A 17,552-nucleotide genomic window follows, 5' to 3' on the forward strand; every position below is an offset into this window, starting at 1 on the left:
TAAAAAGAAAGTTGAAGAGGAGAGAATCAACATATTCTCTCCACACTTTCAAACCACATTTTTATAGACCGATGCATAAACATTAATTATCGGTCAGGAAATGAATGTGCGTTACCTTTAAAAATACCCCAAAAACAGCACATGTTTAATACCCAAGTATTATGAAAAAAGAACTTTATATATTCTTTATATTATGCCTCATTACCCTTTCCGGATTCGCCCAGGAAATAAAGGTAACAGGTATAGTTACAGAGGCTTCGACCAATGAGCCGATGCCCGGAGTTACTGTCCAGGTGAAAGGAACCACCAACGGGACTATCTCAAATGTAGATGGTCAATATACCATTCAGGTGAAGATGAATGACATTCTTGTCTTTTCAACCATTGGCATGAAAACAGTTGAAAGAAAAGTATCTTCCAACTCTCCAATCAATATCTCAATGGCAGAAGATAATGTCCAACTGGATCAAGTGGTAGTCATCGGTTACGGTACAGTAAAGAAAAGCCATCTCTCAGGATCGGTAAGTTCCGTAGGAACAAAAGAGCTGAATGGAGATGTGGCAACCACTGCCGCTACCGCCCTACAAGGAAAAATTGCAGGCGTATCCGTTATGAGTTCCAGCGGTAATCCGAATGATGGAACCACCATCAACGTGCGTGGCGTCAGTTCTTTATCAAACAATGCGCCACTATACGTAGTAGACGGTGCATTTGGTGATATCAACATGGTAGACCCTAACGATATCCAGTCTATCGAAGTTTTGAAAGATGCTGCTGCAGCAGCCATCTATGGTTCGCGCGCTGCCGGTGGTGTAGTATTGATTACTACTAAAGGCGGTCGCAAAGAAATGCCGACCAAAGTCGACGTTAACTTCTTCACAGGCGTTCAACAGAACCCTAAAAAACTGAATGTATTGAATGGAGAAGAATACAGCCGTTTCGCACGTTACTACGGTCTTGCCGCTGATGGTTACGGTGCAGAAACCGATGCTGTGCCATACATTGGGAAAGGCACAGACTGGCAGGACGTCATGTTGAACACAGCGATGGTATACAAAGCCAATATTGCCGTTACAGGAGGCTCAAAAAATGCATCTTTCAGCGCATCAGGTGGTTATCTGAACAAAGATGGTATTATGCGTAACAGCAGCCACGAGTCTTACAATATTCGTCTAAAAAGTGATTTCAGCTTCCTCAACAATCGTGTAACTGTAGGTGAATCTTTAATTCTTCGCCTAGCAGAGGGTAAAGGCGGTACAGATCAAGACACAATGAACGGCTTACTGCGTTTCCCTAGCGTTGTTCCTATTTTTGACTCGGAAAACGCTACAGGATGGGGTACATCTGCCGATATCAATCTTCCGAACCCTTATGCAATCTCTGAAATCAATGATATTACAAGTGAAAGCACGCAAATCTTCCTGAATGCTTACCTCCAGGCCGAAATCATCAATGGTTTGAAATACAAGCTGAATCTGGGTCTAAGAAGAAACCACACCAAAAACCGTAATTATACAGACGCATATGATCTGGGAACTTACGGGATCAACGAATCACCAGACCTTTCAGAAAGCTTCTCAAGTTTCGACTCATGGGTACTTGAAAACACATTGAACTACGACCGTACTTTCGGCAAGCACAATATCTCCGCTATGATGGGGTATTCTGCACAGAAAGACAAGAGCTATTCTTTAAATGGAAGCAACTCGGACCTTCCCAAATATATCGACACAATGACCGGAAACGTAACGACGATGAAAGCCGGAAGTTCTTTGTATGAACAGGCATTGGTTTCTCTCTTCGGACGTGTGATGTACTCTTACGATGATCGCTATCTGTTGTCTGCTTCTATCCGTCGTGACGGTTCGTCACGCTTCAAGGATGGACACCGCTATGGCAGCTTCCCCTCTGTTTCCGTAGGATGGAATATCAACCGCGAGAAATTCTTCCGCCCATTGGAGAATATCTTCGACCAAGTAAAACTGCGTTTAAGCTACGGTAAATTGGGTAATCAGGAAATGGACAGCTACTACCCTACACTGAGTGTGGTAAGTGACGGCATGAACTATCTGCAAGGCAACAGTATCTGGTTTGGTAAACTGCCTTTTGTAAACGCAGTATCTCCAGACAACCTGACATGGGAAAATACAGAAACTTACAATATCGGTCTGGATGTAACTTTACTAAATGGAAAATTGGCACTGACGGCAGATGCCTATATCAAAAATACAAATAATGTATTGCTACCGATTCCTTATGCTTCTTCCACCGGTATCAGTGGGCTCTCTATCCAGAATGCAGGACAGGTACAAAACAAAGGTATCGAAGTATCAGCTACATGGCGCAGTTCTATCGGCGATAAAGTAAACTACTACGTTGGTGCCAACTTGAGCACAGCAAATAATAAAGTTACCGAAATCACTGCAGGCGGAAAATATATGTCTATCTCCGGATATTCAGCTCACGGAGCAGGCGGACGTGGTATCAACATGTTCAAGAAAGGACATTCCATGTCTTACTTCAACCTGATTGAAACAGATGGAATCTTCCGCAGCATGGAAGAAATCGAAAACTACAAGAACAGCAAAGGCGAATTGATTCAACCAGGTGCACTGGTAGGTGATATCCGCTACAAAGACTGGAATGGTGACGGAAAGATTGACACAAACGACCAGCATGATGTAGGCAGCCCGCTTCCTAACTTTAATTTTGGTCTGAGACTGGGCGGTGACTGGAATAACTTCGACCTCAACATCTTTATTGATGGTGTAGCCGGTAACAAGATTTATAACTATCCCCGTTATTGTCTCGAGTCAGGCGCATTCAACGGTAACTTAAGCACAAATGTTGCCAACTCATGGAGACCGGACAACCCGAACGCTGACATGCCTCGTTTCTCTAAAGTAGATGGTACGGACAACAAACTGGCTTATACCGACAGATGGCTGGAAGACGGTTCCTATGTACGTTTGAAAACAATTGACCTCGGATACACTTTCCCGAAACAATGGTTACAGAAAGCAATGATTCAAAACCTGCGCATTTATGTATCTATGGAAAATCTGTTGACACTAACCAAATATACCGGTTATACTCCCGACTTGGGTGAAAGTTCTTCAACCGGTGTGAGCTACAATGTATTCTCAAGAGGAATTGACCAGGGACGCTACCCCATTCCACGTACGTTCTCTTTTGGTATCCAATTAGGATTATAAATACTAAGATTAATACACAGAAAAATGAAATTATGAAAAAGAATTGGTTATCATATATGCTTATATCAGCCCTCCTATCAGGGGCGCTGACATCCTGCAGTGACTCTTTTTTGGATCTGAAAGACCCAAACCACTTTACTAACGAAAACTTCTGGAAAGATAAAACAGATGCAGAAAGTGCATTAGCGGCAGCTTACTCGCCCATTAAATATCAGATGAACGGATATTATGGGGCATTCGACGGATGGCTGAACCTCAATAGCCGTGGAGATGATATTTTCACGATACTGAACGAAGAAGCCAGCATGTGGGATATAGCTACGTTTCAAAATTCCGCAACAACAGGGAATGACCCGTATGGTGCACTATATACAGGTATACAACGTGCCAACATTGTACTTAGATACATCGATCAGGTACCGGCAAGCGGCATTACGGAGGGCGACCGCGCCACCATCAAAGGCGAAGCCCTCACCCTACGGGCCTACCAATATTTTCTATTGGTGAGCAACTATGGAGATGTGCCTTTGCGTCTGGTTCCATCAAATGAGGATGATCCTAACAAAACGGCTTCTCCCGCATCTGAAATCTGGATACAGATTGAAAAGGACCTACTCACTGCAATCAATGATGGCAATCTGCCGGAAAGCCGTCCTGCCGAACAAAAAGGACGCATCGAAAAGGGGGCTGCCATTGCTATACTTGGAAAAGTATATGTAACACAGCAAAAATACAAAGAAGCCAAAGAGTTATTGAAAGGATTGATTGATTCATCCTACAGTCCATTCGGAACATCGGGCAAACGTTATCAATTGATGGAGAACTTCGTTGACAACTTTACTACTGCTAAAGAAAACAACGCCGAATCTGTATTCGAATTGCAATATAGTAGTGACGGAGACATGTCATGGGGTAATGAGGGTGGTATCAGTTTAGGTAGCTCACTGGCACAGTTCGTAGGACCTGCAAAATCAGGAGGATGGGCGAAGTTAATGCCCTCTGCATTCCTTGTTAGTGAATTTACAACTGAAACACGCGGCAATCGTCCCACTAAAACGATCATCAATGACAAGGGAGAAGAAGAAACGGTAACCGATACAGATCCGACCGCAGAACCCAACTCAAAATATGACAAACGTATCTACGCCAGCATGTTCTTCACTCCGAGCGAGTATGGCGATTGGGTATCGGAAGAAAACGGCTGGTACGATGGAAAGTTCTATGGTGGTCTTTTCACAATGGATGACCTTTGGACCGGAAATGCTTCCAAAATGGCAGGTGGTGCTCCTACCTTTAATGTTAGTCAGGCCACTGGCGCTCAAGTCGGTAAATTTCTCCTGAAGAAATACACCGCTCACTACGTAAAATCAAAAAGTGCCGATAACATGGGTAATATAGAAGGAAGAGCAAACAATGTACGCATTATACGTTTCGCAGAAGTATTATTGCTCTATGCTGAAGCCTGTGCTAAAGAGGTAGACAAAGACCAAGCCAACTGGGCATTGAACGAAATTCGCCAAAGAGCTGGTTTGCCGAAAAAAGAATTCCCACAAAGTGATCTGATGAAAGAAATTGAACATCAATGTCTACTGGAATTCTTCGGTGAAGGACATCGTTTCGATGACTTGAAGCGCTGGTATTCAACCATTCAAATCCAGGCAATATTTAAAGGAAATGATAAACAGGGTGCAACCAATTTCAGAGAAAAACATAAATATTTCCCTATTCCAGCAGGAGAGCTCAACAACTCATCTGTAGAACAGAATAATTTGTGGAAATAATTAAGAATACTATAAGAAACGATTTTATGAAAAAGATATATTTATTTTTAAGCACATCATTGTTCCTGCTACTGGGAGGTATCACAGCTTGTGATGATAACAGTCTGAGTCATGATGAAGTGAATATTCCGGATCCGGTAGTCATTTCAGACGAAGACGACGGTATTTCAGCGGAACCAACTACCGGGTCGGTTATCAGAATCCTGCCTGAAAGTAAACATCAGGAAATAGATGGTTTCGGATGTAATTTCGGATGGGCGGAAGCTGTATATGGATGTACAAAACGTGAACAGCTCATGGACGAATTATATGGCGAAAATGGATTGAGATTTAATATCTATCGTGGAGAAGTATGTGCTTCATCCGCATCCACAGACGGCAAAACTTTCAATTTCAAAACTGAAGAAAACTATCATCTGGGAGCACATTCTGCTGAACAAAAAGCACTGTTGAGTGCAGATAGCGAAAAATATAAGGAATATTCGCAGTTGTGGATTATCGACTATTTGTGCAAGAGAAAACTGATGGATATCTATTATTTCTTCTCTGTATGGACTCCTCCAATCGTATGGAAATCTTTTGGTGTGGGCGAAGAAGTCAGCGGTGGAAGTGGCTCTTTCAACAGTGAATACAGCAAAGAATATGCCGAGTTCCTAACCGGCTTTGCAAAAGCCTTTAAAAACAAATTTGGTATCAATGTCTACGGTATCTCCGGTTGGAATGAGCCCGACCAAGCCATGGGTGGATGGGACGGATGTTTGTGGGGTAATCAGCAAATGGCAGATTTTACAATCAAAAACCTACGTCCGGAACTGGATAGACAAGGCTTACAGGATACTAAAATTGTTTATGGAGAATTGCCTTGGTGGGCAAATGCCGTAACATGGGTAGAAACTTCATTAAAGAATAACCCGGAATTAGTGAATGCCAACATTGTGGCTGCAGGACATGGTTACTCTACAGTTGACTCCAATATCCTGCCAATGACAGCAGCCCAGGAAAAGGGTATACATGTATGGCAAACAGAAACCTGTGATGACAAAACCCGTGATGAGACTTGGAATGATGCAATGAAATGGGCAAAGAACTATCACGACTACCTGACGAAAGCACAGACCAGTGCCGTCGTATGGTGGGCAGGAGCACGTTACTGTACGTCAACGGGAGAAAACTTGCTTCAAACCGACAAATGGGATTTTAGTGATTCATACTACCGTGTAGACCGCTACTACTCTATCGGACAATTTTCCAGATATATCGAAAGAGGTTCCATACGCGTGGATGTAGAAACCGCCTCAACAACGGCAAACAGAATTCCGAGAGATTTAAGTGCGTCGGCATATATCAAAGACAATGCATATACCATTGTATTGGTGAACAAATCAAAAACCACAGGCTTTGACGCTTTGCTGGAAATAGAGGGCAAAGAATTCGATAGCATGGTTTCATACACTTCCAATTCCAGTGTAAAATGGTTGCGTAAGAAACTGAATCCTTCTTCGACAGGCAAACGTTCCGTGAATGTTCCCAAATACAGTGTAGTAACAATCACCGGAAAGTTCAAATAAAACAATCCGCCAACTCGAAAGAGGAACAATTAAGTTATGTATTGTCAATAAAATGATTCCGGATTCTTTTATCGGATCTGGAATTATTTTATAAAGAAATAGTATTATGAGTAGAACTTATGACAATAGATTGCGTCTTCTCAAAAAAGCGCATGAAACTCTGATAACCCGCCCAAACAACATGATTCTTCCGGGCAATGGGATTTTTGAAAGATACGAATATCCGGTTTTAACAAACGAGCACGCTCCCTTGGAGTGGCGTTATGATCTGAATCCGGAAACGAATCCATACCTAATGGAACGAATCGGTGTGAATGCCACCATGAATTCGGGAGCCATTAAATGGAATGGAAAGTATCTGATGATAGTACGTGTAGAAGGAAACGATCGGAAATCGTTCTTCGCCATCGCTGAAAGCCCTAATGGAATAGATAATTTCTGTTTCTGGGAGTATCCGATAGAATTACCCGACACAGACCCGGCAGAAACAAACGTCTATGATATACGTCTGACAGCCCATGAAGACGGCTGGATTTATGGTATTTTCTGCAGCGAAAGCCTTGATCCCAACGCTGCGCCGGGTGATCTGTCCTCTGCCGTAGCCAAAGCGGGTATTGTACGTACCAAAGACCTGAAAAATTGGGAACGACTGCCCAATCTGATCGCTAAAAGTCAGCAACGGAATGTGGTATTGCATCCGGAATTTGTAAATGGCAAATACGCTCTATACACACGTCCGCAAGATAACTTTATCGATGCCGGAAACGGCGGAGGTATCGGCTGGGCACTGATAGACGACATCACCCACGCAGAAATAAAAGAAGAAACCATTATTAACCACCGCCATTATCACACGATTAAGGAGGTAAAGAACGGTGAGGGTCCCCATCCTATCAAAACCCCCAAAGGATGGCTGCACCTGGCCCACGGAGTTCGCGCATGCGCTGCCGGTCTGCGTTATGTGCTCTATCTGTACATGACTTCTTTGGAAGACCCGACAAAGAGCATTGCCGAACCGGGCGGTTTCTTATTAGCCCCTATGGGAGAAGAGAGAATCGGCGACGTATCCAATGTACTTTTCTCTAACGGGTGGATTGCAGACGAAGATGGAACAATGTATATCTATTATGCCTCTTCCGATACTCGTATGCATGTAGCAACTTCGACCATAGACAGGCTGGTAGATTACTGTCTCCACACTCCAGCAGATGAGTTCCGTTCTACTGCCTCTGTGAAGAACATTTGCAAGCTTGTAGAAGCAAACAAACTCGTTATGGCAGAACAGCTTTATTTTTAAAGCGTCCAATAAATAAAGTGCAAAGTTGCCTGATTCAATACATAAAATCGGCAGCTTTGCACTTTTCTTTTTTATATTAAAAGCCTATTCTTATCCCTCATTCGATACACATTTCATCAAATCGAATAAGCCCACTCGTTATAATTTTATGTATTAAGCTGCAAAATAGTATCATTTCTACAAATTAAATAATACCGCCTTTCTCCCTTATAATACCATTGTTCCTTTTTCAAAAACAAGAAATAAGACATTAATATCCAACATACAGGATATACCAATGTAGCAAACAAGCCATTCATAGCCTAAAAGCAAGACATTTAAGCTCTATATGTAAAGTACGTCCTCACCATAAAAAAATAAATACATCACACAAAGACAGGCAAAATAATATCAGAACGTGCTAAGATAATATCTGCATAACATGACATAATCCTCTATTTTTGCATCATACAATTGTTGGTTGAAGTTTCCATGGATCAATTGACAGTTGCCCAGAGTTTATAAATCTAATGCAATAAATTATGAGAAGAAAAATTCATTTCTTACTATTCTTATTTCTCTGCATGACTAGCATCCCACTAGCGGCTCAAGACATTGAAGTAAAAGGAGTAGTAACAGAAGCTGCAACAAATGAACCTTTACCTGGAGTCACAGTCAGAATCAAAGGAAAAGACACCGGCACAGTAACAGACATGGATGGTAAATATTCCATCAAAGTGAACAAAGGGAGTACGCTGGTATTCTCTACAATAGGTATGAAACATATAGAGAGAGCAGTTACATCCGGTGCTCCGATCAACGTCTCAATGGAAGAAGATAATATTGCTCTTGAACAAGTAGTAGTTATCGGTTACGGTACAGTGAAGAAAAGTCATCTTTCGGGAGCTGTAAGCTCGGTTAGTGCCAAAGAGCTTAACGGACAAGTGGCTTCCAATACCGCAACAGCATTACAAGGAAAGATACCCGGAGTATCAGTGGCAAGCTCCAGCGGTGATCCGAATGGAACGATGACAATTAACGTACGCGGTATCAGTTCATTATCCAACAACAATCCACTGTATGTAATTGACGGTGCATTCGGCGACATCAGCATGGTCGATCCGAATGATATCTCTTCTATCGAGGTATTAAAAGACGCTGCCGCAGCAGCCATCTACGGTTCACGTGCAGCAGGTGGTGTAGTACTAATCACAACCAAAAGCGGCCGTAAAGATATGCCAACCAAATTGGATATCATTTTTTTCACAGGCATCAGCCAAACCCCTAAAACACTAAAAGTATTCAATGGAGAAGAATACAGTCGTTTCGCACGTTATTATCGTCTGGCGGACGACGGTTACGGATCAGAAAACGGAGCAACTCCTTTTATCGGTGAGGGTACAGACTGGCAGGATGTAATGTTACGCACCGCTATGACCTACAAAGCCAATGCTACAATCAGCGGCGGTTCGAAAAATGGTTCTTACAGTTCATCCGTAAGTTATCTCAATAAAGAGGGTATATTGCGCAATACAGATCATGAGTCTTATAATATCCGCCTGAAGAGCGATTATTCTTTCCTGAACAATCGATTAACCATAGGCGAATCGCTGATTGTAAACATGACAAAAGGAAGTGGCTACATTCATCAGGATACAATGTTCGACATCTTCCAGTTCCCCTCCGTTGTACCCGTCTATGACCCGACGAATTCAGGGGGCTGGGGTACCTCCAACGATATCAACTTACCCAACCCATTGGCAGAAATGACGGTCAATGATGAGCGAACTGAAACAACCAGAATTTTCCTCAATGCCTATTTGCAAGCGGAAATCATCAAAGGACTAAAATACAAACTCAACGTAGGTATCAGAAAAGAACATACTAAATGGCGCAAATATACAGACGCATACGATTTAGGTACATTTGGAAAGAATGACAAACCCGACCTGGAAGAAAAATCATCCACCTGGGAATCGTGGGTATTAGAGAATACTTTGAACTACGACCGTACATTCGGTAAGCACAACCTGTCACTTCTCGCCGGTTACTCTGCGCAGAAAGACAAAAGCCATAGCTTGTATGGAAAGAATAGCGATATGGCCCAATTCATAGAAACAATGCCGGGCAATGTGGATCCTTCCAACCTGAAAGCATCCAGCAGCCTGAATGAATTGGCATTGGTATCCCTGTTCGGACGTGTCATGTATTCATTCGACGACCGCTATCTGTTTTCCGCCTCCATTCGTCGCGACGGTTCGTCACGTTTCAAGAAAGGGCATCAATATGGTGCGTTCCCATCCGCTTCTATCGGATGGAATATTAATCGCGAGAAGTTCTTCAAACCGTTGGAAAATGTATTCGACCAGTTGAAGTTACGCTTCAGCTACGGTAAACTCGGTAATCAGGAAATGACCAGCTACTATCCTACGCAAAGTGTAGTATCGGATGGAATGAACTATGTATCGAACAATTCACCCTGGTTTGGTTCCATGCCTTATGTACAGGCTATTTCACCGGCTAATCTGACATGGGAAAATACAGAAACATATAACATCGGTCTGGATGTCAGCCTGCTGAACGGAAAATTAACTTTCACTGCCGATGCTTATGTGAAAAACACGAATGACGTACTGCTGCCTATCCCCTCGACCGCATCTACCGGTATCAGCGGAAACTCGATCCAGAATGCAGGACAAGTACGAAATAAGGGATTTGAATTTGCCGTGAATTATCGGGGTTCTATCAAAGATAAGTTCACTTATTATATAGGTGCCAATATCGCTGCCGACAAGAATGAAGTAACGAAAATCACATTGGGCGGCCAGAATCTGATGATTTCCGGTTATAGCGCACACGGTGCCGGTGGTCGTGGTATCAATATGTTTGCCGAAGGACATTCCATGTCCTATTTCAATCTGATTGAAACAGACGGTTTATTCCGTTCGGCAGAAGAGATTGCCAATTACAAGAACAAAGACGGCGAACTCATTCAACCCGGAGCCCAGGTCGGCGATATCCGTTACAAGGACTGGAACGGTGATGGCAAGATTAATACAGACGACCAGCATGATGTAGGAAGCCCCTTCCCCGATTTCACTTTCGGCGTCAGACTGGGTGGTGAGTGGAACAACTTCGACTTCAACCTTTTCTTTGACGGTATGGTAGGTAACAAAATCTATAATTATCCGCGTTATCGCCTGGAATCAGGAAACTTCAACGGAAATATGAGCACCGTATTGGCAAACTCGTGGAGACCGGACAATCAAAATACCGATATTCCACGCTTCTCTAAAACAGATGGTGCAGACAACAAATGGGCATACTCCGACAGATGGCTCGAGAACGGTTCATATATGCGTCTGAAAACATTGGATATCGGCTATACATTACCCAAAAACCTGACCAAGAAAGTCAAACTTGAGAATGTAAGAATATACACTTCAATGGAAAATCTATTCACACTGACCAAATATTCGGGTTATACTCCGGATTTGGGTGAAAGTACTGTTGCCGGTGTTGACTACAACGTATTCTCAAGAGGTATCGACCAGGGACGTTATCCATTGCCCCGCACTATCTCATTCGGAATACAAGTTAACCTGTAATGCCTTAAATTAATATTAAACATTAAAAGTCTATAAACATGAAAAGAAATTGGTTATCATATATGTGCATGGCAGCTCTTCTTTCCGGAGCACTGACATCGTGCAACGAATCCAGCTTTTTGAATCTGTCGGACCCTAACCATTTCACTGAAAGCAACTTCTGGAAAGATAAAGCAGATGCGGAAAGTGCTTTGGCAGCTGCCTATTCCCCCATAAAAGGAGCCATGTACGGATACTTCGGTGCATTCGACGGCTGGCTGAACCTCAACGGTCGCGGCGATGATATCTTCACCATCAAAGGAGAAGAAGTTCCCATGTGGAATATTGCAAACTTCCTGAATTCACCATCCACCGGCAACGATCCTTATGGAGCGCTTTATTCGGGTATCCAACGTGCCAATATCGTATTACGCTATATCGACCAGGTACCGGCTTCAGGCATTACGGAAGAAGATCGTTCGACGATTAAGGGCGAAGCGCTCTTTCTGCGCGGCTATCAATATTTTCTGTTAGTCAACAACTACAAAGAAGTCCCTTTGCGACTGATACCGTCTAACGAAGATGAAACCAATAAAGGTCCTGCCAGTGAAGCTGCATTATGGACACAAGTGGAAGAAGATTTGGGTAACGCGATCAAATGTAACCTGCCTGTTGAACGCACCACCGCCAAAGAACGGGTTACCAAAGGGGCTGCTATCGCAATGCTAGGTAAAGTATATGCCACCCAACATAGATATCCGGAAGCCAAGCAATTATTAGGAACATTATTAAAAGCTCCTTACTCTTATGAGTTGATTGACAACTTCGGTAAGAACTTCACGAATGAAGATGAGTTCAATAAAGAATCCGTGTACGAAATAGCATACAGTCCCGACGGAGAATACTCATGGAGCAACGAAAGTGGAATCTGCCTGGGTTGCTATATACCGCAGTTTACCGGTCCGGTAAAATCCGGCGGATGGGCCAAACTGATGCCGAATTCTTTCATCGTAGGAGAATTCACCAGAGAAACTCGCCCGAACGATGCGGATACCAAGTTTGACAGACGTATGTATGCCAGCCTTTTCTTTGATGCAGCCAACTATGGCGACAAAGTACCCAACGAAAAATGGTATGGAAACAATTACTCGATGGATGAGCTTTGGGAAGGTAATGAGGGTAAAATGGCAGGTGGAGCTCCTAGCTTCAATGTCAACGGAACGGCAGGTAAATTCCTAATCAAGAAAAATACCGCATACTATGTGGATGATAAAGCACCGGATAATATGGGTAATAAGGAGGGAAGGTCCAGCAACTTACGTGTGATGCGTTTTGCGGAAGTCTTGCTGCTTTATGCCGAGGCATGTGCCAAAACCAGCGATCCGGACGGTGCCAACTATGCTTTAAAACTAATCCGTAAAAGAGCAGGACTTCAGGAAAAGACTTTCGCGCAAGAGGAGCTTATGACTGAAATCGAACATCAATGTTTATTGGAATTCTTCGGAGAAGGTCACCGTTTTTATGATCTCAAACGTTGGTATTCCGTCAGCGAAATCCAACTGATTTTAAAGGCCAACGGAAAGCAGGGTGCAGAAAACTTCCAGGAAAAGCACCTTTACTATCCTATACCGACAAGTGAATTGAACAATAATACTGCCATGGTGCAAACCAGTCTATGGAAATAATGTCCAGACAAGATTAACTTAATAAAGAAACAATATGAAAAAGATATATTCATTATTATTCGTATCCCTCTTCCTATTTCTAGGATACTCTTGTGACGACGGAACTCTGAGTCACGGCGACGTCTACATTCCCGACCCGGTAGAAGAAACAGACGAAGACGACGGTTTCTCTGCCGAACCGACTACCGAAGCTGTCATTAAAGTACAGTTCGGGGATGGACACGAACATCAGATTATTGATGGTTTCGGATGTGCTTTTGCCGAATGGTCACACCGCATATGGAACCACATGCAACGTGAAGATGTAGTAAACGACTTGTTTGGTGAGAATGGTTTAAAACTGAACATCTTCCGGGGAGAAGTATTTCCGCACTATCAGAATCCTGTCACCAACGTTATCGATTTCGGCATTAACCGCACATTCAACCTGGCTCCGAACGATCCGTCCATGATTAATGATTATTGGAGAGACTTCAACGGTTCGGGGTGTGGCGAACAGGTGCAGTTGGGTCAAATGTGGCTGGTGGATATTCTTCAGAGAAAATACAAGAATGTAAAGTTCATGTTCTCTACATGGAGTCCTCCCGGAACGATGAAATCCAACGGAAAACCTTCTGGCGGTAGTTTGAAATCCGGCTCGGGAGAAGAATTCGCCGACTATCTGATAGACTTCATCAATACATATACGAATAAATTCGGTATTAAGATTTATGCCATTTCACCGTCCAATGAGCCGAACAGTAGCGGAACAGGATGGAACGGATGTAGCTGGACTTATGGTAATTTAGCCAATTTCTGCCAAGATAATCTTCGCCCGGCTTTAGACAAGGCTGGTTATCAGGATATGAAAATTATCTTCGGAGAGCACTCATGGTGGAAAGCGGGAGTCACCTTCCTTGAGAACGGTTTGAAGGCTCGCCCCGAATTAGCAAATTCTAATATTATTGCAGCCGCTCATGGATATACATTAATCGGTAACACTGAATTTGTGCAATCACCTCTCTGCGCAGAAAAGAACATCCATATATGGAACACAGAAACCAGCTCTACAGACACATACGATCCATCCTGGAAAAATGCGATACAATGGGCCACAACTTTCCACAATTATCTGGCAGTCTCCAATCTGAATGCATTTGTCTGGTGGGCAGGCGCACGGCCTTGTACCAATAACGAAGCACTTATCAGACTGGAAGAAGCACTGCCCGGAACAAATTATGAAAGAGCTGCCCGCTATTATAGCTATGGACAGTTCACCAAGTTCATTCCAGAGGGAAGCCGTCGTGTAGACGTAAAAACGATTGCTCCTGAAAACGATGAAGAAGTTTTCCCCAAAGAACTGTTAATGACAGCCTATGTTAAAGACGACACTTATACCATCGTATTAGTGAATAACTCTACAAGCAAAGCTTTCGAAACTAAACTGGAGATCGAGGGAAAAGAATTCCAGACAATGATTTCATATACGTCGGACGAGGGAGTAAAATGGCAGCGTAAAAAAGTGAACCCGTCTCTTACCGGATTGCGTGCCATTACTGTTCCTAAGTTTAGCGTTGTAACCATCACCGGTAAAATGAAAGATATTGGAGCTGAATAATCATCCTAAATAAACAATGAATATCATGAAAAGAAATCTATTATATTTAGCAGGATTCCTGCTTGCAGCCGCTACTATTTTCTCCGGCTGTAACGATGACGATCCCTCCTATCACAATCTCGTGCCAGATACACAGGAGCTAATTATTAATTTTGATGAAACACCGCAAGGAACGATTCAGATGCTTCAGGGAAATGGCAACTACAAGATAGCCAGTTCTGATGAAGAAGTAGCCACTGCCGTCGCCGAGGGAAATATGATTAAAGTGACAGCTTTGAAGGCGGGCAGCACTAATCTGACAATCACCGACTGGGCACAAATGAGTACCAGTGTAAAAGTCATAGTAGATCAGTTAAGTGAGCTAGTTCTGGCTGTTTCATCCACAAAAATGTATCCGGGTGAAAATAAAACGATTAACATACATACAGGGAATAGAGGATACAAAGTGACAGTCGATAAAGAATCCATAGCCAAAGCTACGGTGGATGAAGAGGGACATATCCAAGTGGAATCCCTGGCACCGGGCATTGCGACCGTGACAGTTACCGACAGACTAAACAAAACCGCTGAACTTTCCGTAAAAGTTGTCAAACAGCTAATGCTCGACAACAGCGAAGAGATTGCTTATCTGACTATTGGCGAGCCTCTGACTCTCAAGATTTTGGACGGTAACGGAGAATATACCTGTGTCAATAATGGATCTGCCACTTATCTGAAATGTACAATGGCAGAGAATGGGACGGATGTCGTGGTCGAAGGTCTTAAAAGGTACCGTTTCAACAAGACGATAACCATCAGTGACCAAGAAGGGGAATCAATCAGCATCAATGTGGTATACATTGATGACCCTTATCTGGCAAACCCGTCTTATCGTTACTTTATAGCCGGTTCTGCTTCTTATCAAAGTCTATCTACTTCGGCAGTAGGCACAGTAACTCATGCAGCAGAGTTCAACATGTCCGAACTGGTTATAAAAGGAACAGGAACGTATGCCAGCGGTTTTGCCATCCAATTTACAGGAGACTTGACAGTGGGTGACAAGAGCAACGCCGTACTGTATAAGGTGACAAGAAATGCAATCGATAAAAGTGTGAAATATCCGGCTGAAGATTGCCGTATTGATAAAGTTAAAAACGACTGGTATTGGGTTAGTTTCGCGGAACCGAACTGTACAGCTCGTTCGTATTTTATTACTAAACAATAATTTGTAAACTTGACGCGTGTATTTTAAAAGTACCCCCATACTTTTGAAGTGACAAACATAAAAAGAGACTGTTCTTGCAACACAGTATATCCCTTGTATCTGTCTGTATTGTGGTCAGTCTCTTTTTATTAATTTTGAATAGATATGAATAGATATGATAACAGATTACGTGTTCTTATGGAAGAATACGAAACGCTCATCTCCCGTGAAAATGAAAAGATACTGCCAGGCAATGGAATATTCGAACGTTACAAATATCCCATATTAACAGCTGCCCACACTCCACTGGAATGGAGATACGACTTCAACCCCGAAACGAATCCGTATTTCATGGAACGCTTCGGTATTAATGCCGTATTCAATGCAGGAGCAATCAAGTTCGATGGGAAATATCTTGTAATGGGACGGGTAGAGGGGTATGATCGCAAATCATTCTTTGCCATTGCCGAAAGCCCTAACGGTATTGATCGTTTTCAATTCTGGGAGTATCCGGTTCAACTGCCGGATTTATATCCCGAAGAAACGAATGTATATGATATGCGCCTGACAGCCCATGAAGACGGCTGGATTTATGGAATTTTCTGCAGCGAAAGCCTTGATCCCAATGCTGCGCCGGGTGATCTGTCTTCTGCCGTAGCCAAAGCAGGTATCATACGTACCAAAGACCTGAAAAACTGGGAACGTCTTCCGAATCTGATTTCCAAAAGTCAGCAGCGCAATGTCGTACTGCATCCGGAATTTATAAATGGCCAATATGCTTTATATACCCGCCCACAAGATAACTTTATCAACGCCGGAAACGGTGGAGGTATCGGCTGGGCACTGATAGACGACATCACCCACGCAGAAATAAAAGAAGAAACCATTATAAACCACCGCCATTATCACACCATCAAAGAGGTGAAAAACGGCGAAGGGCCTCATCCTATCAAAACCTCCAAAGGATGGCTGCACCTGGCTCACGGAGTCCGTGCATGCGCTGCCGGCTTGCGTTATGTGCTCTATCTGTACATGACTTCTCTGGAAGATCCGACAAAGATCATTGCCGAGCCGGGTGGTTTCCTACTGGCACCCATGGGAGAAGAAAGGATAGGAGATGTATCCAATGTACTGTTCTCTAATGGATGGATTGCAGATGAAAATGGAACAGTGTATATCTATTATGCCTCTTCCGACACTCGTATGCATGTAGCAACCTCTACTATTGACAGACTGATAGACTATTGCTTCCACACACCTGCAGACGGTTTCCGTTCCGCTGCTTCTGTGAAGAACATTTGCAAGTCCGTAGAAGCCAACAAACTGATCTTGGCAGAACAGTTTCATTTTTAAGGTATTCAGACACAAAGCCGGAGTGTGTCAAAACGCAGATTAACGCAATATTATCGCAGATTATTCCAATTATATTGATATATTAATCAACGACTTATAAAATTAATTTCTGCGATAATTTGCGTTAATCTGCGTTTTATTATTCATTATGACACACCTCCGTTCTTCTTTTATTATGAAGCTACTTCTACCCGTATCTCTGTATCTATCACTGAATATGTCAATACAAAAATAAAACTCCGGCGATATCAATATAGTATCAGAATGAGTTAAAAATAATATTTGTTTCCTTACCACTTTCCGCCTA

The 17,552-nt window shown here is 43.0% G+C and carries 9 protein-coding genes; all 9 read left to right on the forward strand.

What is annotated here, in order from left to right; genetic code table 11:
• The first annotated feature begins 161 nt into the window (after positions 1-161).
• The 9 genes from HMPREF9010_RS22290 to HMPREF9010_RS22250 all read left to right on the forward strand — a co-directional run bounded on the left by HMPREF9010_RS22290 (position 162) and on the right by HMPREF9010_RS22250 (position 17,245).
• Complete coding sequence (locus tag HMPREF9010_RS22290; protein WP_008646642.1) at positions 162-3,215, forward strand: SusC/RagA family TonB-linked outer membrane protein; 3,054 nt, start codon at positions 162-164, stop codon at positions 3,213-3,215.
• Positions 3,216-3,247: 32 nt separating this feature from the next.
• Complete coding sequence (locus HMPREF9010_RS22285) at positions 3,248-4,996, forward strand: RagB/SusD family nutrient uptake outer membrane protein (RefSeq protein ID WP_032852413.1); 1,749 nt, start codon at positions 3,248-3,250, stop codon at positions 4,994-4,996.
• A gap of 26 nt (positions 4,997-5,022) precedes the next feature.
• Positions 5,023-6,564 (forward strand): glycoside hydrolase, encoded by a 1,542-nt coding sequence (locus tag HMPREF9010_RS22280; RefSeq protein ID WP_032852414.1) that lies wholly within the window; start codon positions 5,023-5,025, stop codon positions 6,562-6,564.
• Positions 6,565-6,670: 106 nt separating this feature from the next.
• Positions 6,671-7,861 (forward strand): glycosidase, encoded by a 1,191-nt coding sequence (locus HMPREF9010_RS22275; protein ID WP_008646645.1) that lies wholly within the window; start codon positions 6,671-6,673, stop codon positions 7,859-7,861.
• Positions 7,862-8,382: 521 nt separating this feature from the next.
• Entirely contained in the window at positions 8,383-11,448 is a 3,066-nt protein-coding gene (locus HMPREF9010_RS22270) for a SusC/RagA family TonB-linked outer membrane protein (RefSeq protein WP_008646646.1), read from the forward strand.
• 38 nt (positions 11,449-11,486) lie between these two features.
• Positions 11,487-13,112: a RagB/SusD family nutrient uptake outer membrane protein gene (locus HMPREF9010_RS22265; protein ID WP_008646647.1), complete on the forward strand. Its 1,626-nt coding sequence runs from the start codon at positions 11,487-11,489 to the stop codon at positions 13,110-13,112.
• A gap of 34 nt (positions 13,113-13,146) precedes the next feature.
• The gene (locus HMPREF9010_RS22260; RefSeq protein WP_008646649.1) at positions 13,147-14,709 is read left to right on the forward strand and encodes a glycoside hydrolase; all 1,563 of its coding nucleotides are present in this window, start codon (positions 13,147-13,149) and stop codon (positions 14,707-14,709) included.
• Between the two features lie 25 nt (positions 14,710-14,734).
• On the forward strand, positions 14,735-15,913 hold the full coding sequence (locus HMPREF9010_RS22255; RefSeq protein WP_032852568.1) for a hypothetical protein: 1,179 nt from the start codon (positions 14,735-14,737) through the stop codon (positions 15,911-15,913).
• A 144-nt stretch (positions 15,914-16,057) separates the two neighbouring features.
• On the forward strand, positions 16,058-17,245 hold the full coding sequence (locus HMPREF9010_RS22250; protein ID WP_008646653.1) for a glycosidase: 1,188 nt from the start codon (positions 16,058-16,060) through the stop codon (positions 17,243-17,245).
• Positions 17,246-17,552 lie beyond the last annotated feature (307 nt).

Source organism: Bacteroides sp. 3_1_23 (assembly GCF_000162555.1).
Taxonomy (GTDB): Bacteria; Bacteroidota; Bacteroidia; order Bacteroidales; family Bacteroidaceae; genus Bacteroides; species Bacteroides ovatus.

Coding starts and splice junctions, on each gene's coding strand:
- HMPREF9010_RS22265 (WP_008646647.1), top strand. CDS start 11,487: ATGAAAAGAAATTGGTTATCATATATGTGCATGGCAGCTCTTCTTTCC.
- HMPREF9010_RS22290 (WP_008646642.1), top strand. CDS start 162: ATGAAAAAAGAACTTTATATATTCTTTATATTATGCCTCATTACCCTT.
- HMPREF9010_RS22285 (WP_032852413.1), top strand. CDS start 3,248: ATGAAAAAGAATTGGTTATCATATATGCTTATATCAGCCCTCCTATCA.
- HMPREF9010_RS22270 (WP_008646646.1), top strand. CDS start 8,383: ATGAGAAGAAAAATTCATTTCTTACTATTCTTATTTCTCTGCATGACT.
- HMPREF9010_RS22260 (WP_008646649.1), top strand. CDS start 13,147: ATGAAAAAGATATATTCATTATTATTCGTATCCCTCTTCCTATTTCTA.
- HMPREF9010_RS22255 (WP_032852568.1), top strand. CDS start 14,735: ATGAAAAGAAATCTATTATATTTAGCAGGATTCCTGCTTGCAGCCGCT.
- HMPREF9010_RS22280 (WP_032852414.1), top strand. CDS start 5,023: ATGAAAAAGATATATTTATTTTTAAGCACATCATTGTTCCTGCTACTG.
- HMPREF9010_RS22275 (WP_008646645.1), top strand. CDS start 6,671: ATGAGTAGAACTTATGACAATAGATTGCGTCTTCTCAAAAAAGCGCAT.
- HMPREF9010_RS22250 (WP_008646653.1), top strand. CDS start 16,058: ATGAATAGATATGATAACAGATTACGTGTTCTTATGGAAGAATACGAA.